Annotated in this window: 24 protein-coding genes; 15 read left to right on the forward strand and 9 right to left on the reverse strand. The window is 63.4% G+C overall.

The genetic code is table 11. From position 1 onward, the window contains the following. Position 1: 1 nt before the first annotated feature. The 5 genes from pyrC to B4F27_RS09705 all read right to left on the reverse strand — a co-directional run bounded on the left by pyrC (position 2) and on the right by B4F27_RS09705 (position 3,867). Positions 2 to 1,282, reverse strand: coding sequence for a dihydroorotase (gene pyrC / locus B4F27_RS09685; RefSeq protein ID WP_286759547.1), 1,281 nt, complete (start codon positions 1,280 to 1,282; stop codon positions 2 to 4). 155 nt (positions 1,283 to 1,437) lie between these two features. Next, positions 1,438 to 1,974 (reverse strand): hypothetical protein, encoded by a 537-nt coding sequence (locus B4F27_RS09690; protein WP_037944808.1) that lies wholly within the window; start codon positions 1,972 to 1,974, stop codon positions 1,438 to 1,440. Next, positions 1,971 to 2,486 carry a hypothetical protein gene (locus B4F27_RS09695; protein WP_005849663.1) on the reverse strand — a complete coding sequence of 172 codons (516 nt, stop codon included), beginning with the start codon at positions 2,484 to 2,486 and terminating at the stop codon, positions 1,971 to 1,973. Before B4F27_RS09695 ends, B4F27_RS09690 begins: the two co-directional genes overlap by 4 nt. After that, a complete protein-coding gene (locus tag B4F27_RS09700; RefSeq protein ID WP_286759548.1) occupies positions 2,483 to 2,923 on the reverse strand; it encodes a hypothetical protein in 441 nt (146 codons plus the stop codon). Before B4F27_RS09700 ends, B4F27_RS09695 begins: the two co-directional genes overlap by 4 nt. Then, entirely contained in the window at positions 2,920 to 3,867 is a 948-nt protein-coding gene (locus B4F27_RS09705; protein ID WP_009825243.1) for an aspartate carbamoyltransferase catalytic subunit, read from the reverse strand. The genes B4F27_RS09700 and B4F27_RS09705 overlap by 4 nt, the downstream gene beginning before the upstream one ends. Before the next feature lie 156 nt (positions 3,868 to 4,023). Between B4F27_RS09705 and B4F27_RS09710 the strand changes: the two genes are divergently transcribed. The 5 genes from B4F27_RS09710 (at position 4,024) to B4F27_RS09730 (ending at position 10,946) form a co-directional block, all read left to right on the forward strand. Continuing rightward, positions 4,024 to 4,797, forward strand: a complete 774-nt coding sequence (locus B4F27_RS09710) for a uracil-DNA glycosylase (RefSeq protein ID WP_197145825.1) — start codon at positions 4,024 to 4,026, stop codon at positions 4,795 to 4,797. Next, the gene (locus B4F27_RS09715; protein WP_037966025.1) at positions 4,790 to 5,398 is read left to right on the forward strand and encodes a LysE family translocator; all 609 of its coding nucleotides are present in this window, start codon (positions 4,790 to 4,792) and stop codon (positions 5,396 to 5,398) included. Before B4F27_RS09710 ends, B4F27_RS09715 begins: the two co-directional genes overlap by 8 nt. Beyond that, positions 5,395 to 5,937 (forward strand): molybdenum cofactor biosynthesis protein B, encoded by a 543-nt coding sequence (gene moaB / locus B4F27_RS09720; protein WP_005849653.1) that lies wholly within the window; start codon positions 5,395 to 5,397, stop codon positions 5,935 to 5,937. The genes B4F27_RS09715 and moaB overlap by 4 nt, the downstream gene beginning before the upstream one ends. Before the next feature lie 142 nt (positions 5,938 to 6,079). Next, entirely contained in the window at positions 6,080 to 7,540 is a 1,461-nt protein-coding gene (locus tag B4F27_RS09725) for an efflux RND transporter periplasmic adaptor subunit (protein WP_286759549.1), read from the forward strand. Positions 7,541 to 7,544: 4 nt separating this feature from the next. Next, the gene (locus B4F27_RS09730) at positions 7,545 to 10,946 is read left to right on the forward strand and encodes an efflux RND transporter permease subunit (protein WP_286759550.1); all 3,402 of its coding nucleotides are present in this window, start codon (positions 7,545 to 7,547) and stop codon (positions 10,944 to 10,946) included. Here B4F27_RS09730 and B4F27_RS09735 read toward each other — a convergent pair whose 3' ends face one another. Then, complete coding sequence (locus tag B4F27_RS09735) at positions 10,947 to 11,744, reverse strand: protein-disulfide reductase DsbD domain-containing protein (RefSeq protein WP_286759551.1); 798 nt, start codon at positions 11,742 to 11,744, stop codon at positions 10,947 to 10,949. A gap of 129 nt (positions 11,745 to 11,873) precedes the next feature. Between B4F27_RS09735 and B4F27_RS09740 the strand changes: the two genes are divergently transcribed. Then, positions 11,874 to 12,434 (forward strand): YqgE/AlgH family protein, encoded by a 561-nt coding sequence (locus B4F27_RS09740; RefSeq protein ID WP_005849645.1) that lies wholly within the window; start codon positions 11,874 to 11,876, stop codon positions 12,432 to 12,434. A gap of 27 nt (positions 12,435 to 12,461) precedes the next feature. Here the strand turns inward: B4F27_RS09740 and B4F27_RS09745 are convergent, their stop codons facing one another. Further along, positions 12,462 to 13,406: an L-threonylcarbamoyladenylate synthase gene (locus B4F27_RS09745; RefSeq protein WP_286759552.1), complete on the reverse strand. Its 945-nt coding sequence runs from the start codon at positions 13,404 to 13,406 to the stop codon at positions 12,462 to 12,464. Between the two features lie 152 nt (positions 13,407 to 13,558). On the opposite strand from B4F27_RS09745, the gene B4F27_RS09750 reads away from it, so the two are divergent. The 5 genes from B4F27_RS09750 to B4F27_RS09770 all read left to right on the forward strand — a co-directional run bounded on the left by B4F27_RS09750 (position 13,559) and on the right by B4F27_RS09770 (position 17,670). Continuing rightward, a complete protein-coding gene (locus B4F27_RS09750; RefSeq protein ID WP_286759553.1) occupies positions 13,559 to 15,274 on the forward strand; it encodes an acyl-CoA dehydrogenase in 1,716 nt (571 codons plus the stop codon). Next, positions 15,274 to 16,323: an MBL fold metallo-hydrolase gene (locus B4F27_RS09755; protein ID WP_286759554.1), complete on the forward strand. Its 1,050-nt coding sequence runs from the start codon at positions 15,274 to 15,276 to the stop codon at positions 16,321 to 16,323. Before B4F27_RS09750 ends, B4F27_RS09755 begins: the two co-directional genes overlap by 1 nt. A 3-nt stretch (positions 16,324 to 16,326) precedes the next feature. Then, the gene (locus tag B4F27_RS09760) at positions 16,327 to 16,812 is read left to right on the forward strand and encodes a DUF6173 family protein (RefSeq protein WP_005849637.1); all 486 of its coding nucleotides are present in this window, start codon (positions 16,327 to 16,329) and stop codon (positions 16,810 to 16,812) included. 89 nt (positions 16,813 to 16,901) lie between these two features. Beyond that, entirely contained in the window at positions 16,902 to 17,036 is a 135-nt protein-coding gene (locus B4F27_RS09765; RefSeq protein WP_009825233.1) for an aa3-type cytochrome c oxidase subunit IV, read from the forward strand. 31 nt (positions 17,037 to 17,067) lie between these two features. After that, positions 17,068 to 17,670, forward strand: coding sequence for a hypothetical protein (locus B4F27_RS09770; protein WP_286759555.1), 603 nt, complete (start codon positions 17,068 to 17,070; stop codon positions 17,668 to 17,670). On the opposite strand, the gene B4F27_RS09775 is transcribed toward B4F27_RS09770, so the two are convergent. Both B4F27_RS09775 and B4F27_RS09780 read right to left on the reverse strand, forming a co-directional pair. Beyond that, on the reverse strand, positions 17,659 to 17,991 hold the full coding sequence (locus B4F27_RS09775; RefSeq protein WP_009825231.1) for an AzlD domain-containing protein: 333 nt from the start codon (positions 17,989 to 17,991) through the stop codon (positions 17,659 to 17,661). The genes B4F27_RS09770 and B4F27_RS09775 overlap by 12 nt on opposite strands. Beyond that, positions 17,991 to 18,725 (reverse strand): AzlC family ABC transporter permease, encoded by a 735-nt coding sequence (locus B4F27_RS09780; protein WP_286759556.1) that lies wholly within the window; start codon positions 18,723 to 18,725, stop codon positions 17,991 to 17,993. Before B4F27_RS09780 ends, B4F27_RS09775 begins: the two co-directional genes overlap by 1 nt. Before the next feature lie 48 nt (positions 18,726 to 18,773). Between B4F27_RS09780 and B4F27_RS09785 the strand changes: the two genes are divergently transcribed. The 4 genes from B4F27_RS09785 to glp are packed head-to-tail and all read left to right on the forward strand — an operon-like array spanning position 18,774 to position 22,820. Continuing rightward, positions 18,774 to 19,661, forward strand: coding sequence for a formate dehydrogenase accessory sulfurtransferase FdhD (locus B4F27_RS09785; protein WP_286759557.1), 888 nt, complete (start codon positions 18,774 to 18,776; stop codon positions 19,659 to 19,661). Next, on the forward strand, positions 19,658 to 20,260 hold the full coding sequence (gene mobA, locus B4F27_RS09790; protein WP_286759558.1) for a molybdenum cofactor guanylyltransferase MobA: 603 nt from the start codon (positions 19,658 to 19,660) through the stop codon (positions 20,258 to 20,260). The genes B4F27_RS09785 and mobA overlap by 4 nt, the downstream gene beginning before the upstream one ends. Further along, positions 20,257 to 20,748: a molybdopterin-guanine dinucleotide biosynthesis protein B gene (gene mobB, locus B4F27_RS09795; RefSeq protein ID WP_005849624.1), complete on the forward strand. Its 492-nt coding sequence runs from the start codon at positions 20,257 to 20,259 to the stop codon at positions 20,746 to 20,748. The genes mobA and mobB overlap by 4 nt, the downstream gene beginning before the upstream one ends. After that, positions 20,745 to 22,820: a gephyrin-like molybdotransferase Glp gene (gene glp / locus B4F27_RS09800; protein ID WP_286759559.1), complete on the forward strand. Its 2,076-nt coding sequence runs from the start codon at positions 20,745 to 20,747 to the stop codon at positions 22,818 to 22,820. The genes mobB and glp overlap by 4 nt, the downstream gene beginning before the upstream one ends. The last annotated feature ends 1 nt before the right edge of the window (position 22,821 follow it).

Genomic DNA, 22,821 nt, shown 5'->3' on the forward strand with positions numbered 1-22,821 from the left:
TTCAGGAGGCCTTATAGATGCAGGTGCCGGAAACGTAAGTTTCCAAGACCTTACCTTGCATGCGCATCCCGTCAAAGGGGGTGTTGCGCGATTTCGACCGCAAAACCTCGCGGTTCATCACGAAAGGCGCGCCATCATCAAACAGCACCAGATCGGCGGGGGCACCGACGGACATCCGCCCCCCGGGCAGCCCCAGACGTTTCGCAGGGTTGAACGACAGCGCACGCCACAATGTTGCGATATCGATCATCTCGGAGTGGACCAGTCGCAAGGCTGCCGGCAGCAGGGTTTCCAATGCGACGGCCCCCGATGCGGCTTCCTCGAACGGGAGCCGTTTGGATTCCTCGTCCTGCGGGGTGTGCATGGAACAGATGATATCGATCAGACCAGAGGCCACGGCCTCTATCACGGCGATGCGATCCTCTTCGTCGCGCAGGGGGGGCTTGAGCTTGAAGAAGGTGCGATAGTCGGCCACATCCAGCGCGTTCAGCGTCAGGTGGTGGATGCCGACCCCGGCGGTGATATCCAGACCGTTCTTCTTTGCGCGCTCCAGCGCGGGTAGGGCGCGGGCGGTGGTGATCTGGTCGGCGTGATAGCGGGCACCCGTCATTTCGATCAGGGCGATGTCGCGGTCCAGCCCCATGCGTTCCGCCATGGGCGAGACGGCAGGCAGCCCGCGCAGCGACGCGAATTTACCAGAGGTCACCGCCGCCCCCTTGCTCAGAATGGGTTCCTGCGGGTGAGCGATGACAAGCGCGCCAAGGCTACGGGCATAGGTCAGCGCGCGGGAGAACACTTTGGTATCCGTCACCACGCGATCACAATCGGTAAAGCCCACGGCACCGGCATCCATGAGAAATCCGATCTCTGTCATCTCGCGGCCTTCGCGGCCCTTGGTCAGCGCGGCCATGGGCACGACGTTGACCGGCGCGGCCTCGTTCGCACGGCGGGTGACGAATTCAAGCACTTCGGGGCTGTCGATGGTGGGGTCGGTGTCGGGGCGGGTGACCATTGTCGTGACCCCACCCGCAGCCGCTGCCAGCCCGGCAGAGCGGAAGCTTTCCTTGTGTCGCTCCCCGGGTTCACAAACCTTGACGCCCAGATCGACGATACCGGGGGCGAGGTATTTCCCACGGCAATCCACGACCTGCGCATCTCCGGGGATCGGTGCGGTATCGTCCAGTACCGCCGCGATCTTGCCATCCTCGACCCGAAGCGTGCCGTGGGTGACGGTGCCTGCTTCGGGGTCGATCAGCTGCGCGTTGATAAAATGCAGGGTCATGGAGGGGCCTTCGTCGTTAGGAAAACAGGGGTGCCGCAGGGGCAGTCAGAAAGGTCAGGACCCGATCCACACCATCATGCCCGCCACGCCAAAGGCGACAAGCAGGGCAATCATGGCGATACGGCCGGACATCTTGGGATCGGGTTTGGGTTCTTTCAAAGCAGCCACCATAGAATAAGACCAATCAGCACGATCACCGCTAAAAGCACGATCATACCGCCGGCGCCGCCCTTGGGCGGGGATTTCGGGGTCATATCCGCGGCACCGGTGTAGGGCTGTGCAGAGTCAGCCTCAAGCGGGGTGACGGACATATCGGGCTGCGCCTCGCCATAGGTGCCGATCATCGTCAGTTCGGGGCCAAGGTCCAGCGTCGCTTCCTGCCCGTCAAAGGCCGAGGAGAACAGCAGCAATACATAGCCGTCCAGCGCATCCAACCGCGCGCGGTCGCGGCTGATCTGTTCACGCGGCACCGCATAGCCATCACCCAGATAGGAGGCGAGACCCACGCCGGTCAGATCGGACACGGGGAACAGTTCGGCCGCGCCTTCGGGCATAGGGCGGCCCAGCAGATCAGCAATCAGCGCCTCTTTACTGTCGTTGCGCAGGTCGCGGGCCAATTCGTCAATCGGGCGGTTCACGGCAAACAGGCGGATCTGGCCGATCTCGCCCTTGGGGATTTCGAGTTGTGTCATCGTGTTGCACCTTTGTACGGGGTTACCATCAATGCACTTAATCTGTCGCTGTCTTCGACATATTCAAATCCTAGATGCGCGGCGCGTGCCGGATTGCCCGGCTGTTCATGCCGGATAAAGAAAACCGACGGCGGGCTGGTCGGGCGCAGATCGGGTTTCGTCTCGGCGCTGCGGGGGAAAGCTTTGGCACGGGTGCCGTCGCGGGTCAGTTTGAAAAACAGGGCGCGGTGGTTGGTCAGCGCATAGCGGGTGCGGCGCAGGTCGGTCAGGCGTTTCATTCCGCGCAGCAACGACAGCGCCACCAGCGCGACGATCACCGCCACCACGACCGATTGCGACACGGGCAGGGTGTTGCCTCGCAGCACAAATGCCCCCGCGACCACGGTGCCAATGGCCCCGACAAAGGGGCCGAACAGCTGAAAATTGCGCAGCGACAGCTTGGGGCGGGGGCGGCCCGTCCAGAGCAGCTCTTCTTCGGGTTCAAGCAGGTCTTGCCAAAAACGATCGCTCATGACGCAGCCTCTATCGCTTGGGCAAGGCGGGCCTTGGTCTCTGCCCGGTTCGGCACCAGCGGCAAGGTGATCCGCTGGCCGTCGGGCAGGCCAAGACTGATCGACCACAAGGACAGTTTCCCGATCGACCGGATGTCGGTCAACGGCAGGACCAGCGGCTCCGCCGTATCGGGGGAGTTGATGTAGAGCGCACGGTTGGTCAGCCGCCAGACGGTATTGCGGTTGCTGAACCAGATCTGGAATTCCTCAAACACCCACATGTAGAACACCGCAATCAGGACCGAGGCAAGCAGCCACGTGAACGGGTCCAGCCAGATGAGCAAGGGCAGTGTGAACAACATGGTCAGCACCGCCAGCGCCACGCATCGCCAAAAGAACGCCCGCGGCGAGATACGCCAGTGCAGCAGGTCACGTTCTTCGGGCGGGGCTGCGGTCATGCGGTGGCCTTGCGGCTGTCGACAAGGTTGCGCGCCAGCAGGTCCATCGCGGCCATGCGCACGGCGACGCCCATCTCTACCTGATCCTGAATGACGCTGCGGTTGATGTCATCGGCGAGCGTTCCGTCGATCTCTACCCCGCGGTTCATCGGGCCGGGGTGCATCACGATGGCATCGGGCTTGGCATGGGCCAGTTTTTCGGCGTCCAGCCCATATCTGTGATAATACTCGCGTTCGCTGGGGATAAAGCCGCCATCCATGCGTTCTTTTTGCAAGCGGAGCATCATCACAACATCAACGTCTTTCAGCCCTTCTTCCATATCATCGAAGACTTCGACGCCGAATTCACCGATTTGCGCGGGCATCAGCGTCGGCGGCGCGATAAGGCGGATGCGGTTCTCCATCTTGCCAAGCAGCATGATGTTGGACCGTGCCACGCGACTATGGGCAATGTCGCCGCAGATGGCGATGGACAGGCGATGCAAGCGGCCCTTGGCGCGGCGGATCGTCAGCGCGTCCAGCAGTGCTTGCGTAGGGTGTTCATGCCGCCCGTCGCCCGCATTGAGCACCGCGCAGTTCACCTTCTGTGCCAGAAGATCGACGGCACCGGATTGCGGATGGCGGACCACCAGCAGATCGGGGTGCATGGCGTTCAGCGTCATCGCCGTATCAATCAGGGTTTCGCCCTTTTTGATCGAGGACGCCTGCATCGCCATATTCATCACATCCGCACCCAACCGCTTGCCCGCGATCTCGAAGCTCGCCTGCGTCCGGGTGGAGTTTTCGAAGAACATATTGATCTGTGTCAGCCCGCTCAGCGCGTCGCTGTGTTTATGGGGCTGGCGGTTCAGATCGGCATAGCTGTCGGCCAGATCAAGCAGGGTTGTGATGTCGTCCTGGGACAGGTGTTCAATGCCCAGAAGATGGCGGTGTGCGAAACTCATGACGGGGGACCCCACGTTATTTTTGGCGTTATAGGCGGCGGCGCAGGGCGGGGCAAGTCGTCGGGCGGGGGCATCCGGCCGTGGGGGCCGCGTTGGATTTAAGACCATTTGGAAGTTGGCATTTTTATTGCCGACACCAGCGCGTAAGTTGGGCGCATGGAATCAGTGGATTATCATCAGGCGCTTGCGCTTTTGCATTGGCAGATCGAACTTGGCGCGACCGAGGCGATTTGCGATGCGCCGGTGAACCGTTACGAGGTGCCCGCCGCGGTCGAGAAGCCGAAGGCGCAAAAGGGCAAGAGCGGACCAGTGCCTTTGGCTGCCCAAGGGCCGGATGTGGTGGCAGAGGCGACACTGGCCGCGGCTGGGGCTGCGACGCTGGATGAATTGCGTGCCGCCATGGCCGCCTTCGAGCATTGCGAGCTGAAACGCGGCGCGCGCAAAATGGTTTTCTCGGACGGGACGCCGGGGGCACGGGTGATGATCGTGGGCGAGGCACCAGGGCGGGACGAAGACCGCGAGGGCCGGCCCTTTGTCGGGCGTGCCGGCGTGTTGCTGGACAAGATGCTCGCGGCCATCGACATGGGGCGCCATCACCAGACGTCGCCTGTCTATATCACCAATGTCTTGCCCTGGCGGCCGCCGCAGAACCGCGATCCGAAGCCGGATGAAATCGCGATGATGAAGCCATTTCTGGCGCGGCATATCGCTTTGGCCAAGCCCGAGGTGTTGGTCATCGTTGGCAATTGGTCCGCGCAGGCGTTGCTGGGCAAACGTGGCATCACCCGCTTGCGCGGTCAGTGGACGCAAGCCGAGGGGTTGCCCGCATTGCCCATGTTCCACCCCGCCTATCTGCTGCGCAGCCCCGAGTTCAAACGCGAGGCCTGGGCCGATTTACTCTCACTGAAAGCGAAATTGACGCATGGTTGATCCCCTCACATTGCTGGCCTTTGTGCCCGCCGCCCTGGCGCTGAACCTGACACCGGGCGCGGATATGATGTTTTGTCTGGGGCAGGGCATGCGCTTTGGTCCGCGCGCCTCGGTTGCGGCCAGTGCGGGGGTCGCCCTTGGCGGTATGGTGCATGTGACCTTGGCAGGGCTTGGCCTTGGTGCGGTGGTGGCGGCCCTGCCGTGGGCCTTTGATGTGATCCGCTGGATCGGGGTTGGCTATCTTTTGTGGCTGGCCGTGCAGACCTGGCGTAGCAGCGGCGCGGCCGCAAATCCCGTGCCTGCGCCGAAATCCGCGTTTCGCAGCGGTTTGATCGTGAACCTGACGAACCCCAAGGTGATCCTTTTCGTGCTGGCCTTTGTCCCGCAGTTCGTCGTGCCAGAAGCGGGGCCGGTTTTGCTGCAGTTTCTGATGCTGGGGGCGGTGCTGTCCCTTGGCGGGTTGATCATCAACGCCTTGGTCGGTGTATTTGCCAGTGGTCTGGGCCGCCGGATGGTGGGGGGCGGGCAGGCGCTGCGCTGGATCAGCAGCGGTATTTTCGTGGCCCTCGCCGCACGTCTTGCAGTATTGGAGCGGACATGAGCCGGATTGACGAGACGATTGATTTTATCCCCGTGCGGATCGCGGTGCTGACAGTATCCGATACCCGCGGTTTGGCCGAAGACAGGTCAGGCGATGTCTTGGTCGCGCGCATCGCCGAAGCGGGGCATTTCCTCGCGGCACGCAGCATCATCCGCGATGAGCGGGGCGAGATTGCCGACCAGTTGCGCGACTGGTGTGCCGACCCTGAGATTGACGTGGTGATCAGCACGGGGGGCACAGGGCTGACGGGGCGCGATGTTACAGTCGAGGCACATCGCGATGTCTACGAGAAAGAGATCGATGCATTCGGCACCGTGTTCACGATCGTATCCATGCAAAAGATCGGCACCTCGGCGGTGCAAAGCCGGGCCACCGCTGGCGTCGCTCAGGGGACGTATCTCTTTGCGCTGCCCGGGTCTCCGGGGGCGTGCAAAGATGCGTGGGACGAGATTTTGATCAAACAGCTCGACTATCGGCACAAGCCTTGCAACTTCGTTGAGATCATGCCGCGTCTGGATGAACACCAGCGCCGGAAATAGCGGCTGCGGCGATGGATTTAATCCAATTCCCCCGCCGTACATCGTGATGCGTCTGATAAGCCGTGCGTGGCTGTCACAACTGTGATTTTGTTCTGCAGGCCTGCGGGGTAAGCTGGCACGGACGAAATAGGATCGGGGCAAGATGCGTTTTCTACGGCAAAGCATGATCGGGTTGTTTCTGGCAGCGGCGACATTGGGGTTTCTGGTGCTTGCGGCGGACCTCATTGGCGGGGCGGTTCAGCAGCGTCTGACCGACACGCCGCCCGAGCGCGTCCCGCGAGAACGGGTATTCTCGGTCAATGTGGTGCGTGCGCAGTCTGGGACCGAAGTGCCGATCCTGCAAAGTTTTGGCGCGGTGCAAAGCCGCCGCACGCTAGAGCTGCGTGCGGCCGTTGGCGGGCGCGTGGTCGAGCTGGCACCGGACTTCGAAGAGGGCGGGCAGGTCACGGCGGGTCAGGTTCTGGTGCGCCTTGACCGGTCGGATGCTTTGGCCGAGGTCGCGCGGGCGCAAAGTGCCGTACGCGATGCAGAGGCTGAGGGGCGCGATGCGGACCGCGCGCTGGCTTTGGGACTGGACGAGCTTGCCGCCGCCGAAGAGCAGGCCGCGCTGCGCACCCGCGCGTTTGACCGCCAGCGTGATCTGGGCGAACGCGGTGTCGGCACCGCAACGGCGACAGAAACGGCGGAGCTTGCTGCCTCAAGCGCACGACAGGCCGTTCTTGCGCGTCGACAGGTGGTGACCCAGACAGAAGCGCGCGTGGATAACGCGGTGCGCTTGTTGTCCAACGCTCAAATTGCGTTCGAGGATGCGCAGCGTGCGTTAAAGGAAACCACGATCACCGCGCCGTTTGATGGGGCGCTGAGCGAAACCTCGGTCGTCGAGGGGCGCTTGGTCTCTGCGAACGAGAGGCTGGCAGAGCTGATCGCGCCAGATGATCTTGAGATTTCCTTTCGCATCTCGACCGCGCAATACGCGCGCCTGCTGGATGCGCAGGGCCGGTTGATCAAGGCAGAGGTTACGGCGCGCCTTGATGTCGCGGGCGTGGACCTTGAGGCCCGCGGCCAGATCACCCGCGCGGGGGCCGCTGCGGGCGAGGGGGCCAGCGGGCGTCTGATCTTTGCCGCGTTGACGCAGGCACCGGGGTTCAAACCGGGGGATTTCGCGACGGTACATGTGCGTGAACCTGCGCTGGACGATGTGATCCGCCTGCCAAGCTCTGCCCTTGATGCCACCGGGGCGGTCTTGGTGCTGGATGCGGAGAACCGATTGGAAAGCATTCAGGTTTCTGTTCTGCGCCGCGTGGGCGACGACGTGTTGGTCCGTGGTCCGGTCGAGGGTCGCGACGTGGTCGAGGCGCGGTCGCCCCTGCTGGGGGCCGGTATTGCGGTAAAGCCGTTGCGTCCGGGGGCGGATGAGACCGCGCAGGGAGATGTCCCCAGCATGATCGCCCTGACAGAGGAGCGTCGGGCAAAGCTTGTGGCCTTTATCGAGGGGAATAGCCGAATGCCCCAAGAGGCGAAGGCGCGCGTGCTGGCGCAGCTGGCCGAGCCGCAGGTGCCGGCGCGCATGATCGAACGCCTTGAAAGCCGGATGGGAGGCTAGGGAGATGGCGCGCAGCATGTCCGGTCGTGCAGGGGGGATCCTGTCGTATTTCACCCGTCACCGGACGGCAGCCAACCTGCTGCTTGTGGTGCTGCTGGTCTGCGGGGCGGCCGCTGCGCCGAATATGCGGGCGCAGTTCTTTCCCGATGTGATCATCGACAGCGTGTCGGTCACTACCGTGTGGGAGGGGGCGGGGGCCGACGATGTGGACAGCGCCATCGTTCAGGTGCTTGAACCGGTCTTGCTGGCGGTCGAAGGGGTCGAAAGCTCCACCGCTGCCTCGCGTGAGGGCAGCGGGACCGTCTCGCTTGAGTTCGAGCCCAATTGGGACATGGCCCGCGCCGCGACGGATGTGCAAACGGCGGTGGATTCGGTTACCACACTGCCAGAAGATGCCGAAGATCCGGTGGTCCGGCGTGGTATCTGGCGCGACCGTGTGACCGATGTCGTGATCACCGGCCCGATCAGCGCGGAACAGCTGGGGCGTTTCGCGGATGAATTCGTCACGCGGCTGTTCGCGGCGGGTGTAACGCGCAGCACCATTCAGGGGGTCGCGGCACCGCAAACCCTGATCGAGGTGCCGTCGACCAGACTGATCCGTCACGACATCACCATGGCCGAAATCGCCGCCGTGATCGCGGCCGAGGTGGACGCCAACCCCGCCGGTGATGTGACAGGTGCCAATGCGCGCGTGCGCACCGGCACCGCGAAGCGTAGCGCGGATGCCCTGTCTCGCGTCGTGTTGCGCAGCAATGCGGACGGGTCGTCATTGCTGGTCGGGGACGTGGCGCGGGTGATCGAGCAGGGCTCCGACCGAGAGGTAGGGTATTTCGTGGGGGATGATCCCGCGATCTCTGTGCGTATTGACCGCTCTGACGGGGGGGATGCCATCGGTATCCAGCATAGCGTCGAAAGCGTCGCGGCGGATATGTCTGTGATGCTTCCCAAGGGCGTGACGATAGAGCTGATCCGCACGCGGGCCGAGGCGATCACCGGGCGGTTGGACCTGCTGATTGATAACGGGCTGATGGGGCTCGCACTGGTGGTGGGGTTGCTGTTCCTCTTTCTTAATGCGCGCACGGCCTTTTGGGTGGCCGCGGGCATACCTGCGTCGATGGCCGCGGCGATTGCGTTGATGTATGCGGGGGGGATCACGATCAATATGATCTCTTTGTTCGGGTTGATCATCACGCTTGGCATCGTGGTTGATGATGCGATCGTTGTGGGCGAACACGCGGACTATCGCCACAAAGAGCTGGGCGAGCCCCCCATGCAAGCGGCAGAGAATGCGGCGCGGCGGATGGCGATGCCGGTCTTTGCCGCAACGATGACAACGATCATTGCTTTTTTCGGTCTGCTTGCCGTGGGCGGGCGCTTTGGCAGTCTGATCGGCGATATCCCCCTCACAGTGATTGCCGTGCTGGCCGCGTCACTGGTTGAATGTTTTCTGATCCTACCGAACCATATGGCCCATGCGATGGCAGCAGGGGCCAAGCAACGGTGGTATGACCTGCCCAGCCGAGTGGTCAATCGCGGGTTTCTCTGGGTGCGCGAACGGCTGTTCCGCCCCTTCATGGCGGGGGTGATCCGCGCGCGCTATGTGGTGCTTGCCGGTGTGGTCGCTGTGCTGGCCTCGCAGGTGGCGCTGTTCATCCAGGGTGACGTGCAATGGCGGTTCTTCAATGCGCCGGAACGCGGGTCGGTGACGGGTAATTTTGCCATGGCCGAAGGGGCCACCCGCGCCGATACGCTGGCGATGATGCGCGAAATGCAACGCGCTACAGAAGCGCTGGGCGCGCAATACGCCGAGGAATACGGCACCAACCCCATCGACTATGTGATCGCGCAGGTCGGGGGCAATGCGGGGCGTGGTCTGGACGGGGCCGACAGCAAGGACGCCGATCTGCTGGGCGGCATCTCGATCGAGCTGATCGACGCCGATCTGCGCCCCTATTCCAGCTTCGCCTTTGTCGCCGAACTGCAAGACGCGGTGGTCAATCATCCCCTTGCCGAAACCGTCAGCTTTCGCGGCTGGCGGTCGGGTCCCGGGGGGGACGCGCTGGATGTGCAGTTCTACGGCGCTGACACGCAGGTGTTGAAAGCCGCATCGCAGGACCTGCAGGATGCCCTGCGGCAATATCCCGAAGTCAGCGCGGTGCAGGATAATCTGGCCTACGACAAGGAAGAGCTGATCCTTGATCTGACGCCGCAAGGACAGGCGCTTGGGTTCACGATTGATACCTTGGGGCGGGTGCTGCGCCACCGTCTGGGCGGGATCGAGGCGGCGACCTATCCCGACGGTCCACGATCGGCGACAATCCGGGTTGAACTGCCCGAGGGTGAGCTGACGGCGGATTTCCTTGAACGGACGCAGATGCGCACGCCGGACGGGCAATATGTGCCGCTGGCCGATATCGTCAGCGTGGACCGGCGCACAGGCTTCAGCACGGTCCGTCGCGAGAATGGCATCCGGCTCATCTCAGTCACGGGCGACATATCAGAGGATGACCCCGCCCGCGCGAGCGAGATCACGACGGCCCTGCGCGAGGATATTCTGCCGCGCATCGCCTCTGAACGGCAGGTGGATTTCCGCATCGGCGGGTTGAGCGAGCAGGAAGGCACGTTTCTGTCGGATGCGCTGACCGGCCTGATCCTTGTGCTGACGGGCATCTACCTTGTTCTCGCCTGGGTTTTTGGCAGTTGGACGCGGCCCATGGTGGTGATGGCGGTGATCCCCTTTGGTCTGGTCGGCACAATCTACGGGCACGCCCTGTGGGAGGTGCCGCTGAGCATGTTCACGGTCGTGGGCCTGCTGGGGATGACAGGGATCATCATCAACGATTCCATTGTTCTGGTGGGCACGATTGACGAATACGGAGCCACCCGCGGGGTGATCCCGTCGATCATTGATGGCGCGGCGGACCGGTTGCGGCCGGTGATGCTGACCACGCTGACAACGGTCCTTGGCATGGCCCCGCTGCTTTATGAGCAAAGCCAGCAGGCGCAGTTCCTGAAGCCCACGGTGATCACGCTGGTCTATGGTTTGGGTTTTGGCATGTTTCTGGTGTTGCTGGTCGTGCCTGCGCTGGTCGCGGCGCAGCATGATATCGGTCGCCAGATCCGGGCGATGCGTCGGGCCATGCGGGCTCGGGCAGGGGGTCTGCGCCTCGGCATTCTGGCGCTGTGGGTGCTGGTGGTGCTGTGGGGCGGGGCAACGCTGGGGTGGGTTGCGGTGACAGGCGGCTTGCATCCCGCACTGGTCGAGCTGCTGCCTGAGCTCGGGGCGATGGCCCCGCGCAGCGCGGCGCTGCTGCTGTTCCTGACCGGGGCGGCTTTGATCGCGCTGGTGGGCTATATCGTCGGCGCGGTGGCGTTGCTGCTGTCGCGTCGCAAACGGGCCCTGTGATCAGCCCGCATTGCATCCCACAATATCGACGGCCTGCTTGCTGCCCAATACCGTCATGCGGATGTGCGACCGGTTCAATGCCACGGGGCCGCCGCTGACGTGGCCCACGTCCACCCGCGCATGTAGGACGTTGCCCTTGCGGGTGGTATCTGCCTCGCTGACCCAAAGATCTGGGTTGCCGGTTTCGATCACCACCAGCTCTTGCCCGCCCGCGGGGGGAAGGGTGATCGCGGCGTCCAGTGTCAGGTCCGCGCCTGCCATACCGATGGTGCAGGTCACGTCTTTCACGCGGGCCTCTTTCGCCGAAAACGGGCGCTGCGCCAATGAGGCGGCAATCGCTGGATCGGCGCGGGTTGTGGTGGTGTCGATCACGCCGCTCAGCTCAAGCGAGGCGGGCACGCAGATGTCGCTGCACACGCCCAGATCAATGGTGGTCTGGACCGTGACGGGGGCCCCTTTTTCGGGCACGCTGATCCGCAGCGGCAACACGACCTGATCCTTGTATCCGATGGTGGTCAGATTGGGTTCGCGGAACACCGTGGGCGCAGGCCATTCCACGGCCACCGCCGACAGGTTGCGCGAGCCGGACCAGTCGAAGCTGGGCGGGATACCCATGTCACCGGGCGCGCGCCAGTAGGTCTTCCAGCCCGGCTCCACCGTCATGCGGATCGCGGCCATACGGTTGCCATCGGGCAGTACCCAGCCTTGCAGGATTTCCCCGTGGATCACTTCCATTGCAGAAGCGGGCAGCGGGGCGATAAGGGCAGCGGCCATCAGGCCAAGAATTTTTCTGGTCATGGCGCTTTCATGGGCCATCTGCCCCCGGTTTGCCAAGTCACGTTTGCATTATGATGTGTTGCAGTCGCGGGGGTTGAAAGCCGCAGGGGCGCAGGTCATGCTATTGTAATGACGCATAAGGACGACAGCATGAAAATGGATCTGACCGGCCAGCTTCTGGTGGCGATGCCCGGCATGGGGGATCCTCGGTTCGATCATTCGGTGATCTTTATCTGCTCGCATGATGACGAAGGCGCGATGGGGTTGATCGTCAATAAACCTGCCGCTGATCTGAAGCTTGGCGATGTGCTTGACCGGCTCAGCGATGTGGATATGGACGATGTTTCCGGACTGGGGGTGCATGTGGGTGGCCCCGTCGAGACAGAGCGCGGCTTTGTCCTGCACAGCGCCGAATACCGGTCCGTGATGCAGACGACGGATATCGCGGACGGGGTGGCGATGACAGCGACGCTGGACATCCTCGAAGACATTGCCCGCGGCAAGGGGCCGCGTCGGGCGATGTTGATGCTGGGCTATGCCGGTTGGGCCGCGGGCCAGCTAGAGGCTGAGATTGCCCAGAACGGCTGGCTGACCTGCCAAGGCGATAGCGCTATCCTCTTCGACCTGCCCGATGCGCGCAAATGGGAAGCGGCGCTGACCTCTATCGGCGTGGACCCTTTGGGGCTTAGCGCGACAGCAGGGCGCGCCTGACCTGCGACGATCTGCGGGGCAAAAGCCCTAACGCGGTGCGGCCGCACGGCGCAAACGGTCATTGATGGCACGGCCCAGACCGGTTTCAGGGATCGGGGCCACCGCAATCGGTTTTCGCAGCCGGTCAAGCGCGTGCAGTCGGTCAAACAGATGCGCTGCCGCTTCCACCAGATCGCCACTGGCCGATAGGGTCAGGTCATCCGGCCCGCTCCCGCTTGCTGCGCCAAAGCCAAGATAAACCTCTCCATCCGTCGCCGTTTGGGCGTTCAGACGCACGCTGGCACGGGGCGCGTAGTGAGAGGCGAGCTGACCCGGGGCGATAATCTCTGCCCCGTCGGCCACATCCAGCGGTGCGCCAAGAGCTGCCTCTATCGCCTCCGACGGCAGCCCGCCTGCGCGCAGCAACGTGGGGCGGGGCTGGTTCAGGCCGATGATGGTGCTTTCCAGGCCCACCGTGGAGGGGCCGTCATCAACCACAGCGGCGATCCGCCCCCCAAGCCCCGTCAGAACATGTTGCGCCGTCGTGGCGCTGATCTTGCCCGAGGGGTTGGCCGAGGGGGCCGCCACCGGACCGCCAAGCGCACGCAGAATGGCGCGGGCCGTGGGGTGCGCGGGCACGCGGATGCCGACGCTGTCCAGTCCCGCCGTCACCAGCGACGATAGCCCGTGCCCGTCGGCCAGAGGCAGCACGAGTGTCATCGGACCGGGCCAGAAGGCGCTTGCCAAAATCTCGGCGGTGTCGGACCAGCGCCCGTAGCGCCGCGCCTGATCCACATCGGCGACATGGATGATCAGCGGGTTGAAGCTGGGCCGCCCCTTGGCCTCGTAGATGCCCGCGACCGCCGTCCCGTTGCGCGCATCCGCCCCCAGACCATAGACCGTTTCAGTCGGTAGCGCGACCAATGCGCCTTGCTGCAGCAGGGTGGCGGCGCGGGCAATGCCGGAAGGGTCGGCTGGAAGAATCTCGGTCATTGGCTTCTCTCACGGGGGATGACGCCGCGTTTTGGGTTGCGGTGCGCAGGCTTGAGCGACATTCTCGCCGCAACAGCCCGGAGTATCGCCTTGGGCTTATCAGGTCGCTGTTCGGTTTGCCAAGCAGACGAACGCGTTAATGGAGGAAAACTATGCCCTATCGCGCCCCTGTCGAAGATTTTGCCTTTCTGTTTGATCATGTCGTAGGGCTGGACGCTGTGCGTCAGACCGACCGCTTCGAGGACGCCAGCGAAGACGTCACCCGCGCGATCCTCGAAGAGGCGGGCAAGATGACCAATGACGTTCTGGCCCCGCTGCAACGCGCCGGCGACCAGACCCCCGCCAAGCTTGAAAACGGCGTCGTGCGCACCTCGCCCGGTTTCGCCGACGGGTTCAAGGCCGTGGCCGAAGGCGGCTGGATCGGCATGTCGGCCGACCCCGAATTCGGCGGCATGGGCCTGCCCATGACCCTGACGACCGCCGTCAACGAAATGATGAGCGGCGCCTGCCTGTCCCTGCAACTTGCCCCCTTGATGAGCCAAGGCCAGATCGAAGCGCTTGAGCATCACGCCAGCGACGCGATCAAGGAGCTGTACCTGCCCAAGCTGATCAGCGGCGAATGGACCGGCACGATGAACCTAACCGAACCGCAAGCGGGGTCGGACGTGGGGGCACTGGCGACCAAGGCCGAAGACAATGGCGACGGCACCTATGCGATCTCGGGTCAGAAGGTCTATATCACCTGGGGCGACAATGACTTTGGCGGCAACATCTGCCACCTTGTCCTGGCGCGTCTGCCCGGTGCGCCTGCGGGCACCAAAGGCATCAGCCTGTTCCTCGTGCCGAAATACCTGCCCAATGACGACGGCAGCCTTGGCAATGCCAATAGCCTCAAGGTGGTGAGCCTTGAGCACAAGCTGGGGATTCACGGGTCTCCGACATGCGTGATGCAATATGACAAGGCGACCGGCTGGCTGGTCGGGCCCGAGCAAGGCGGCATGGCGGCGATGTTCACAATGATGAACAACGCGCGGCTTGGCGTCGGCGGGCAGGGCATCGGCATCGCCGAAGCGGCCTATCAGCACGCGCTGGCCTATGCGCTGGACCGTAAACAGGGCAAGACATCGCGCCCTGACGGCACCGGCACCATCGTGGACCACGCCGATGTGCGCCGCATGCTGATGACGATGAAGGCCGAAACCTTTGCAGCCCGCGCCATCGCGCTGTGCTGTGCCAAGGCCATCGACATGACAAACGCCACCGGTCAGGCCGAGTGGAAAGCCCGCGCGGCCTTCCTGACCCCGATCGCCAAGGCTTTTGGCACCGACACCGGCATAGCCGTCGCTGAGATGGGCGTTCAGGTCCACGGTGGCATGGGCTTTATCGAAGAAACCGGTGCCGCGCAGTACAGCCGCGACGTCCGTGTGACCGCGATTTACGAAGGCACCAATGGCATTCAGGCGATGGATCTGGTCGCGCGCAAGATGATGGACGGGGGCGAGGCCGCGAACCGTTTGCTGGACGAGATCGAGGCAGACGCCGAAGCCGCCCGCGACGTTTTTCCGAATATGACGGATGCCCTGTGGCAAGCATCGGAAACCCTGCGCGAGGCGACCGACTGGCTGACCGAGCAATCGAACATGGACACGCGTTTTGCCGGAGCGGTGCCGTACCTGCGGGCCTTTGCACGGGTGCTTGGCGCGCATATGCACCTCAAGGCGGCGCTGGCCGACAAGGGCGGGCCACGCGAAAAGCTGGCGCGGTTCTACATCCTGCGTCTGTTGCCGGAACACGTTGGCCTGCTGGCCCATGCCCAAGCGGGCGAGGCCGATCTTTTCGCGCTTTCCGCTGACGAACTGGCCGCCTGATGCCTGATACCGCACCCACCGGTTTGCGTTTCCCCTGGGAGACGCCGCCCGCCCATGATGCGGCGATAGAGGTCGCCCCCGGCGTGCTTTGGCTGCGTCTGCCGCTGCCGATGAAGCTGGATCACGTTAACGTCTATGCCTTTGACGAAGGCGACAGCTGGACGATCATCGACACGGGGTTCGCGTCGAAAAAGTCCAAGGCGCTGTGGACGGACCTGATCGCGGGGCCCTTGGGCGGCAAGCCGGTGTCGCGGGTGATTGTGACCCACCACCACCCCGATCACATCGGGTTGGCGGGCTGGTTCCAGACCGAACACGGGGCAGAGCTGGTGACGACGCGCACCGCGTGGTTGACCGCGCGGATGCTGACCCTGGACCCACAAGAGGCACCGCCAGCCGAGACGCTGGCTTTCTACAAACTGTCGGGGATGGACGCCGCGCTGTACGACAAACGCGCCTCCGAGCGGCCATTCAACTTTGCCGACATCGTCTCGCCTCTGCCGCTTGGCTTTACGCGGATCAAACAGGGCGACGAGATCACCATCGGGGGGCGCGTGTTTGACGTGCATATGGGCAATGGGCACGCCCCCGAACACGCCACCTTCTGGAGCCGTGATGACAATCTGGTGATAGCTGGCGATCAGATCCTGTCGTCCATCAGCCCTAACGTCGGGGTCTATGCCACCGAACCCATGGCCGACCCCATTGGCGAATGGATCGAGGCCTGTGACCGTCTGTCGTTGCTGGCGCGCGAGGATCATCTGGTGCTTGGCGGGCACAAGCTGCCCTTCACCGGTCTGCCCACCCGCATGCGCCAGTTGATAGAGAATCACCACAGCGCCCTGCGCCGTCTGGAAAAGGCGATTGCAGAGCCGAAGTCGGCGTCTGAGTGTTTCTCGACCCTGTTCAAGCGCAACATCGGCGAAGGCGAATACGGTCTGGCGCTGGTTGAAGCGGTCGCCCATCTCAGCCATCTTTACCAAACGGGCCGTGCCACACGCAGCTTGCGGGCGATGGATGGGGCTTGGGTGTATCAATCAAAGGGCTGACCGATGGATAACGAGATCAAGACAGCGGCCGAAGCGATCGAGGCCGACGCGTTGCCGCGCCTCTACGAGGTGCATTCGGACCCCGACAGACGCAATGCCTCTGACCAGCCGGTGCCCAAGGGGATGACCCAAAAGCCCGCCGCGCAGAAATCACCGGCGCAATGGGCCTACGAGCGGGTCGTGCTTTACCTTAGAAATTTCGAAGAGCAGCTGGATGGCGACCACGAGGTCGCGATGGGGTTCGCAGGCGGTGACGCCGGTGTGCTGCGGATCGAGGGTATGGGCTATTTCGATCCGGACATCGTGACCTTTTACGGCAAGGACAACGCGGGGGCACGGATGCAGCTGGTGCAGCATGTCACCCAGTTAAATGTCGCCCTGCGTGCGCTGCCCAAAGCGGTGCAGGAAGCCCCAGCGAATCGTATCGGTTTCCGCTTGGCACAAGACCTTGAGACGCAAGAGCCGGCACAGACAGGCGAAAACACCTGATCCCGCGCATTTTGATGCCGTGACATAGGCAGATGAATACAGTATTCCCCAGTTCAAATCATACGCACGTTAAGACAAGGATCGCGCAAATGGCCAAACATGAACACGGCTCGATGGACACCAGCACGCACGAGAAGACTTTTGACAGCTTCATGAACTTCGTCAAATGGTCGAGCATCGTGATTATTGCCATTCTGGTCTTTATGGCGATCTTCGCGCGCTAAGGCGGGCAAACCTAACCGACAGGATATTTCTATGCGTGTTTGGATGGCTTTGGCCTGCGTCGGGCTGCTTGCGGCCTGTGCGAATGATACCGGGATTGATAACACACCGGCAGAAGTCGCGGCGGCCGCCTATGTGGCACCGGGGCCGCGATCCATCACGTTGATGACGATGATCAACAACCGCACCGGCAGCGGCGGCCATACGGCGCTGGTGGTCAATGGCTCGCAGCAGGTGATCTTTGACCCTGCCGGTTCCTTCCGCGATCCGCGCGTGATTGAACGCGGCGACGTGCTTTACGGTATGACACCCAAGTGGATTCAAGGCTACAAATCCTCGCACGCACGCAGCACCTACCATGTTGTCAGCCAGGAACTTCAGGTGACGGACGCGCAGGCGGAACAGATCTTGCAGCTTGTGATGTCGAACGGCACGGTAGCAGGGGCGTTCTGCGCCAATGCGACCTCGGGCATTCTGTCGCAGGTCCAAGGGTTCGAAAGCATCTCCAAGACCTTCTATCCGGCCAAGCTCAGCGAACAGTTCGCCAGCTTGCCCGGTGTCACGACGACAAAATACTACGAGAATGACGAAGGCGATGTGATCGACGCGGTGCGGGCGTCGCTTCTAGCCCAGTAACCAAAGCAGACTGTAAAGCGTTGCTGCACCGCTGATGATGGCGAGCAGCACGTTTTTGGTGATCACCCCGATTGTCAGGGCCGCAGCCGCTGCCGCCATGCGCGGCAGGTCAAGCTGCCCGTCCGTGGCTGCGGGCCAGATCACCTGCGGAGCCACAAGCGCGGGCAGGATCGCCACCGCCGTATAGCGCAGGTGCCGCAGCAGCCATGCGGGCATCTCGCGGTCGCCAACCAATCCGGTAAAGACAAAGCGCAGCCCGAAGCTGCCGATGCCAAGGGCGATGATCACGAACCAAAGTGTGCCGGTGTTGATATGATCCATTATACCGCGTCCTGTTCAGGGTGTTGGGGCTGGCGCCGGTCCAGCCAAAGCTCTGTCTGCGCACCGGCCATCATCCCCGCAAGCCCCGCGATGATCAGCCCCAGCGAATAGGGCACTCCCGCCGTCAGCAGCCCCGCGACAGAGGCGACCAGCGCCGCGACCACATGGGCCGGCGTGCGGAACATCGGCGCGATCATGGCCAGAAAGGTGATCGGCAGCGCAAAGTCCAGCGCCCAGCTTTCGGGGATCTGCGCGCCCACCATCGCCCCCACCAGCGTGAACAAATACCACAGCGGCACAATCGGGGTCACACAGCCAAAGAAATACGCCATCCGCTGCGGAATCGTCATATCGGGCTGTTTTTCGTACTGCGCCATCGCGCAGACATAGGATTGGTCGACCGTCAGATAGGCCGCCAGCGCGCGTTGCCACAGCGGGGCGGAGCCGATGTAAGGGGTCAGCGACGCGGAATACATCGCCATCCGCAGGTTCACCGCCAGCGCAGAGGCCAGCACGATTGCCGTCGGGGCATGTTCCTGCATCAGTTGCAACGCGGTGAACTGTGCTGCCCCCGCAATGACCACAACCGAAAAGGCGAGCGTTTCGAATACGTTCAATCCTGCCTCGGTGGCGAGGATGCCAAACAGGGACGCAAAGGGGATGATCACCAGAACAAAGGGTGCGGCGTCGGCAAGACCTTTTCGAAAGGCCGATTTCGTGGTGGTGATGGCCATGCGTTCCCCCTAGATTGCCGGGACATGCTTAACTGCCGCTTTGGGGGGATGCAATTGTCCGTCAAGACAGACACCGATGCTTATTTGATCGCACCGCAACCGGGTTTGGCGCGGCTGACCCGTGCCGTGACCGGGCGCGACCAAACAGGGGCTGAAACAACGATCAATGTGGTCGAGGAACGCCCGCTGACGATATATCTGAATGCGCAGGAAATCGTCACCGCGATGACGATCGGCGATTACCCCGAATACCTCGCGCTTGGGTTCTTGCGCAATCAGGGCATGCTGCGCGACGGTGAGGATATCACTAGTGTAGACTATGACGAAGAGCTTGAGGTCGTCGTCGTCCGCACCGCCCGCAAAACCGATTACGAAGATAAGATGCGCAAAAAGACCCGTACCTCCGGCTGTGCCGTGGGCACCGTCTTTGGCGACATGATGGAGGGGCTAGAGGATGTGTCTCTGCCCACGACCCCGCTGCGGACCTCGTGGCTGTATGACCTTAGCGCGCAGATCAACCGCACGCCGAGCCTGTACCTGGAGGCCGGGGCGATTCACGGCACGGTGCTGTGTCAGGGCAATCGCCCGCTGGTCTATATGGAGGACGTGGGCCGCCACAACGCGGTCGACAAGATCGCGGGCTGGATGCTCTCTGAAAAAGTCTCGGCCGAGGATAAGATCCTCTATACCACGGGGCGGCTAACCTCCGAGATGGTGATCAAGACCGCGATGATGGGCATCCCCGCGCTGGTGTCGCGCTCCGGCTTTACCGCCTGGGGGGTAGAGATCGCGCAGCAGGTCGGGCTGACGCTGATCGGCCGGATGAAGGGCAAACGCTTTATCTGTCTGGCGGGCGAGGACCGGTTGATCCGTGACGCGGACCCCGACGGAATCGCGGATGAACCGAAACGATCTGGGCGAAAGGGCAGCGCATGAAACAGCCACTTGGGGTGATCCTTGCCGGTGGGCAGGCGACGCGGATGGGCGGCGGCGACAAGGGGCTGTTGCAGCTTGGCGTTCAAAGCGTGCTGGGTCATGTGATTGAACGGCTGACCCCGCAGGTGGATCGCGTCGCGTTGAATGCCAATGGTGATGCCGCGCGGTTTGCGGGGCTGAAGCTGCCGGTGTTGCCCGATAGTATCGACGGGTTCGCCGGTCCCCTTGCGGGCGTGCTGGCCGGGCTGGATTGGGCCGCTGATCAAGGCGCGGATACCATCGTCACGGCGGCGGCAGACACGCCGTTCTTCCCCGGTGATCTGGTGCCGCAGCTGTTGCTGGCAAGCGAGGGGATGACCCATCCGCTGGTGCTGGCCGCCACGCCGGATGCCAAACGCGGCACCGCGCGGCATCCGACCTTTGGCCTCTGGCCTGTGGCCTTACGCGACGATCTGCGCGCCGCCTTGCAGGAGGGGCTGCGCAAGGTCGTGATGTGGACCCAAACGCATGAGGGTCGCGAAGCGATGTTCCCCCATGAGGACGCGTTCTTTAACATCAACACCCCCGAAGATCTGGCCCGCGCACAGGAGATGCTATGAGAGTTTACGGCGTTGTCGGCTGGAAAAACGCAGGCAAAACGGGGCTGATGGAACGCCTTGTGACCGAAATCACGGGCCGCGGGTTTTCAGTGTCTACCGTGAAACATGCGCACCACAGTTTTGATGTGGATCATCCGGGCAAGGACAGCCACCGCCACCGCGTCGCTGGCGCGCGCGAGGTGCTGTTGGCCTCGCGCAACCGCTTTGCCCTGATGCATGAGCTGCAGGGCGAGGATGAACCGACGCTCGACGCGCTGCTGGCCAAGCTTGCGCCCGTCGATCTGGTGCTGGTCGAAGGCTACAAACGCGACGGTCACGCCAAGGTCGAAGCGCATCGGGCCGAAACCGGCAACGCGCTGATCGCGCCGGAGGATCCGACGATCAAGGCGATTGCCAGCGACACCCCCATGACGTTGGATCGCCCCGTATTCGATCTGAATGACACCAGCACCATCGCCGATTTCATTCTGGCCGAGGTGGGGTTGTGAGCCCTTTCGACACGCTTGTTGTGGTCGATTGGTCCGGCGGTAATGACACCGGACCAACCCCGCGCAAAGATGCGATTTGGGCGGGGGTGTCGCGCGGGGGCATCTCGGACCCGCCTGTCTATCTGCGCAACCGGTCCGAGGCAGAGGCGTGGATCGCCGCGTTGATCGAAGCAGAGCTGGCGCAGGATCGCCGCCTGTTCATCGGCTTCGATTTCCCCTTTGCCTACCCCAGCGGTTTTGCCGAGGCCCTGACGGGTAGCGACGATCCCTTCGTCCTGTGGGAGTGGTTCGAGGCGCGGGTCGAAGACGCGCCAGACCGTAACAACCGTTTCGATCTGGTGGCCGAGATCAATCTGGGTCTGGGCGATGGCAGCGGCCCTTTCTGGGCCAACGGGCTGCCCAACCGCGATATCGCAGGGCTTCCGCGCACCAAGGCGGGCTACGCCAACCCGTTTCCCGACAAGCGCGCGGGGGAACAGCGTGCCAAGGGCAGTTTCACCTGCTGGCAAATGGCCGGGGCAGGGGCTGTCGGGTCGCAGGTGGTCATGGGGCTGCCTGTGCTGTCACGCCTGCGTGCTCGTTTTGCCGATCATGTCGCGGTCTGGCCGTTTGAAAGGCCGGATGCGCAGGTGGTCTTTGCCGAGATCTGGCCGTCGCTCACCGTGGGGCCCGCCCCTGACAACAGGGTCAAGGATGCGTGGCAGGTGCAGGAGCTTGCACGGCAGCTGGCCGCCGTCCCCGCCGCCGATCTGGCGCAGATGCTGGATGTTGAGGCAGCGGAGGAGGGTTGGATTTTCGGTCTGGGGTTCGAACATCTGCTCAAGGCCCCGCCACCCCTGCGCAACGATTGTTTTGCCCTGCCGCCGGGCGTGCATTGGACGCCGGTGGACGAGGCGCTGGCGCAGTTGCGGGCACGGCTGCATCCGGTGACCCCTGTCGAAGACGTGCCCTTGGCTGCCACCTTGGGGCGCATCGCCGCGGCGGACGCGCTGGCACGCCGCGCCAATCCGCCGCTGCCCAATACGGCTGTTGATGGCTATGGCTTTGCGGGCGGGCGCGCGGCCGGGGCCCATGCGATGCCGCTGGCCGAGGGGCGCGCGGCGGCAGGCGACGCGCCGGGGGCGCTTGCCGAAGGGCAGGCGATCCGCGTGCTGACAGGGGCCGCGCTGCCCGAAGGCGTCGATACCGTGGTACTACAAGAAGACGTGACCAGCGACGGGCGCACCCTGCGGTTTAACGGTCCGGTGAAACAGGGTGCCAATACCCGCAAAGCGGGGGAGGACGTGACAGCGGGTGCCGTGACACTGCGCGCAGGACGGCGGATCACAGCGGCGGATATCGCCTTGCTCGCGGCCACGGGGACGGCGTCTGTGTCGACCCATCGGCCGTTGCGCGTTGGCGTGCTATCGACAGGGGACGAGATCGTCGAAGCCGGTCAAACCGCGGCCGACGGGCAGATATTCGATGCGAACCGCCCGATGTTGCTGGGGTTGGTATCGCAGTTCGGACATCAGGGCGTGGATCTGGGACATGTGGGTGACGATCGCGCAGCTTTGCGCAGGCGGCTGGATGAGACGCAGGGACGTGTTGACGCGATCCTGACCAGCGGTGGCGCGTCGGCGGGGGATGAAGACCACGTGTCGGCCCTTTTGTCCGAGGCGGGGGCGCTTGACCTGTGGCGCATTGCGGTCAAACCGGGGCGGCCCTTAGCGCTTGGCATGTGGCAAGGCGCGCCGGTTTTTGGTCTGCCGGGCAACCCCGTGGCGGCTATGGTCTGCACCCTGATTTTCGCGCGCCCTGCGTTGGCGCGGCTGGCGGGGCAGGACTGGCCTGTACCGCAGGGGTTCGACGTGCCCGCAGATTTCAGTAAACGCAAGAAACCGGGGCGGCGCGAGTATCTGCGCGCGCGGATGCGCGACGGGCGGGTGCAGGTCTTTGCATCGGAGGGGTCGGGGCGGATCAGCGGGCTGGCTTGGGCCGAAGGATTGGTCGAACTCCCGGACGCCGCGGCCGACATCCAGCCGGGCGATCTGGTGCGCTATATTCCCTATGGGTCTTTCGGGATCACCTGAC

The sequence above is a fragment of the Sulfitobacter sp. UBA1132 genome, assembly GCF_002311545.1.
In the GTDB taxonomy this organism is placed as follows: Bacteria; Pseudomonadota; Alphaproteobacteria; order Rhodobacterales; family Rhodobacteraceae; genus Sulfitobacter; species Sulfitobacter pontiacus.

Coding starts and splice junctions, on each gene's coding strand:
- B4F27_RS09760 (WP_005849637.1), top strand. CDS start 16,327: ATGGATAACGAGATCAAGACAGCGGCCGAAGCGATCGAGGCCGACGCG.
- B4F27_RS09785 (WP_286759557.1), top strand. CDS start 18,774: ATGCAATTGTCCGTCAAGACAGACACCGATGCTTATTTGATCGCACCG.
- B4F27_RS09780 (WP_286759556.1), bottom strand. CDS start 18,725: ATGGCCATCACCACCACGAAATCGGCCTTTCGAAAAGGTCTTGCCGAC.
- B4F27_RS09750 (WP_286759553.1), top strand. CDS start 13,559: ATGCCCTATCGCGCCCCTGTCGAAGATTTTGCCTTTCTGTTTGATCAT.
- B4F27_RS09745 (WP_286759552.1), bottom strand. CDS start 13,406: ATGACCGAGATTCTTCCAGCCGACCCTTCCGGCATTGCCCGCGCCGCC.
- B4F27_RS09710 (WP_197145825.1), top strand. CDS start 4,024: ATGGAATCAGTGGATTATCATCAGGCGCTTGCGCTTTTGCATTGGCAG.
- B4F27_RS09705 (WP_009825243.1), bottom strand. CDS start 3,867: ATGAGTTTCGCACACCGCCATCTTCTGGGCATTGAACACCTGTCCCAG.
- B4F27_RS09740 (WP_005849645.1), top strand. CDS start 11,874: ATGAAAATGGATCTGACCGGCCAGCTTCTGGTGGCGATGCCCGGCATG.
- pyrC (WP_286759547.1), bottom strand. CDS start 1,282: ATGACCCTGCATTTTATCAACGCGCAGCTGATCGACCCCGAAGCAGGC.
- B4F27_RS09725 (WP_286759549.1), top strand. CDS start 6,080: ATGCGTTTTCTACGGCAAAGCATGATCGGGTTGTTTCTGGCAGCGGCG.
- mobA (WP_286759558.1), top strand. CDS start 19,658: ATGAAACAGCCACTTGGGGTGATCCTTGCCGGTGGGCAGGCGACGCGG.
- B4F27_RS09775 (WP_009825231.1), bottom strand. CDS start 17,991: ATGGATCATATCAACACCGGCACACTTTGGTTCGTGATCATCGCCCTT.
- B4F27_RS09690 (WP_037944808.1), bottom strand. CDS start 1,974: ATGACACAACTCGAAATCCCCAAGGGCGAGATCGGCCAGATCCGCCTG.
- B4F27_RS09765 (WP_009825233.1), top strand. CDS start 16,902: ATGGCCAAACATGAACACGGCTCGATGGACACCAGCACGCACGAGAAG.
- moaB (WP_005849653.1), top strand. CDS start 5,395: ATGAGCCGGATTGACGAGACGATTGATTTTATCCCCGTGCGGATCGCG.
- B4F27_RS09700 (WP_286759548.1), bottom strand. CDS start 2,923: ATGACCGCAGCCCCGCCCGAAGAACGTGACCTGCTGCACTGGCGTATC.
- B4F27_RS09730 (WP_286759550.1), top strand. CDS start 7,545: ATGGCGCGCAGCATGTCCGGTCGTGCAGGGGGGATCCTGTCGTATTTC.
- B4F27_RS09695 (WP_005849663.1), bottom strand. CDS start 2,486: ATGAGCGATCGTTTTTGGCAAGACCTGCTTGAACCCGAAGAAGAGCTG.
- B4F27_RS09770 (WP_286759555.1), top strand. CDS start 17,068: ATGCGTGTTTGGATGGCTTTGGCCTGCGTCGGGCTGCTTGCGGCCTGT.
- B4F27_RS09735 (WP_286759551.1), bottom strand. CDS start 11,744: ATGACCAGAAAAATTCTTGGCCTGATGGCCGCTGCCCTTATCGCCCCG.
- B4F27_RS09755 (WP_286759554.1), top strand. CDS start 15,274: ATGCCTGATACCGCACCCACCGGTTTGCGTTTCCCCTGGGAGACGCCG.
- mobB (WP_005849624.1), top strand. CDS start 20,257: ATGAGAGTTTACGGCGTTGTCGGCTGGAAAAACGCAGGCAAAACGGGG.
- B4F27_RS09715 (WP_037966025.1), top strand. CDS start 4,790: ATGGTTGATCCCCTCACATTGCTGGCCTTTGTGCCCGCCGCCCTGGCG.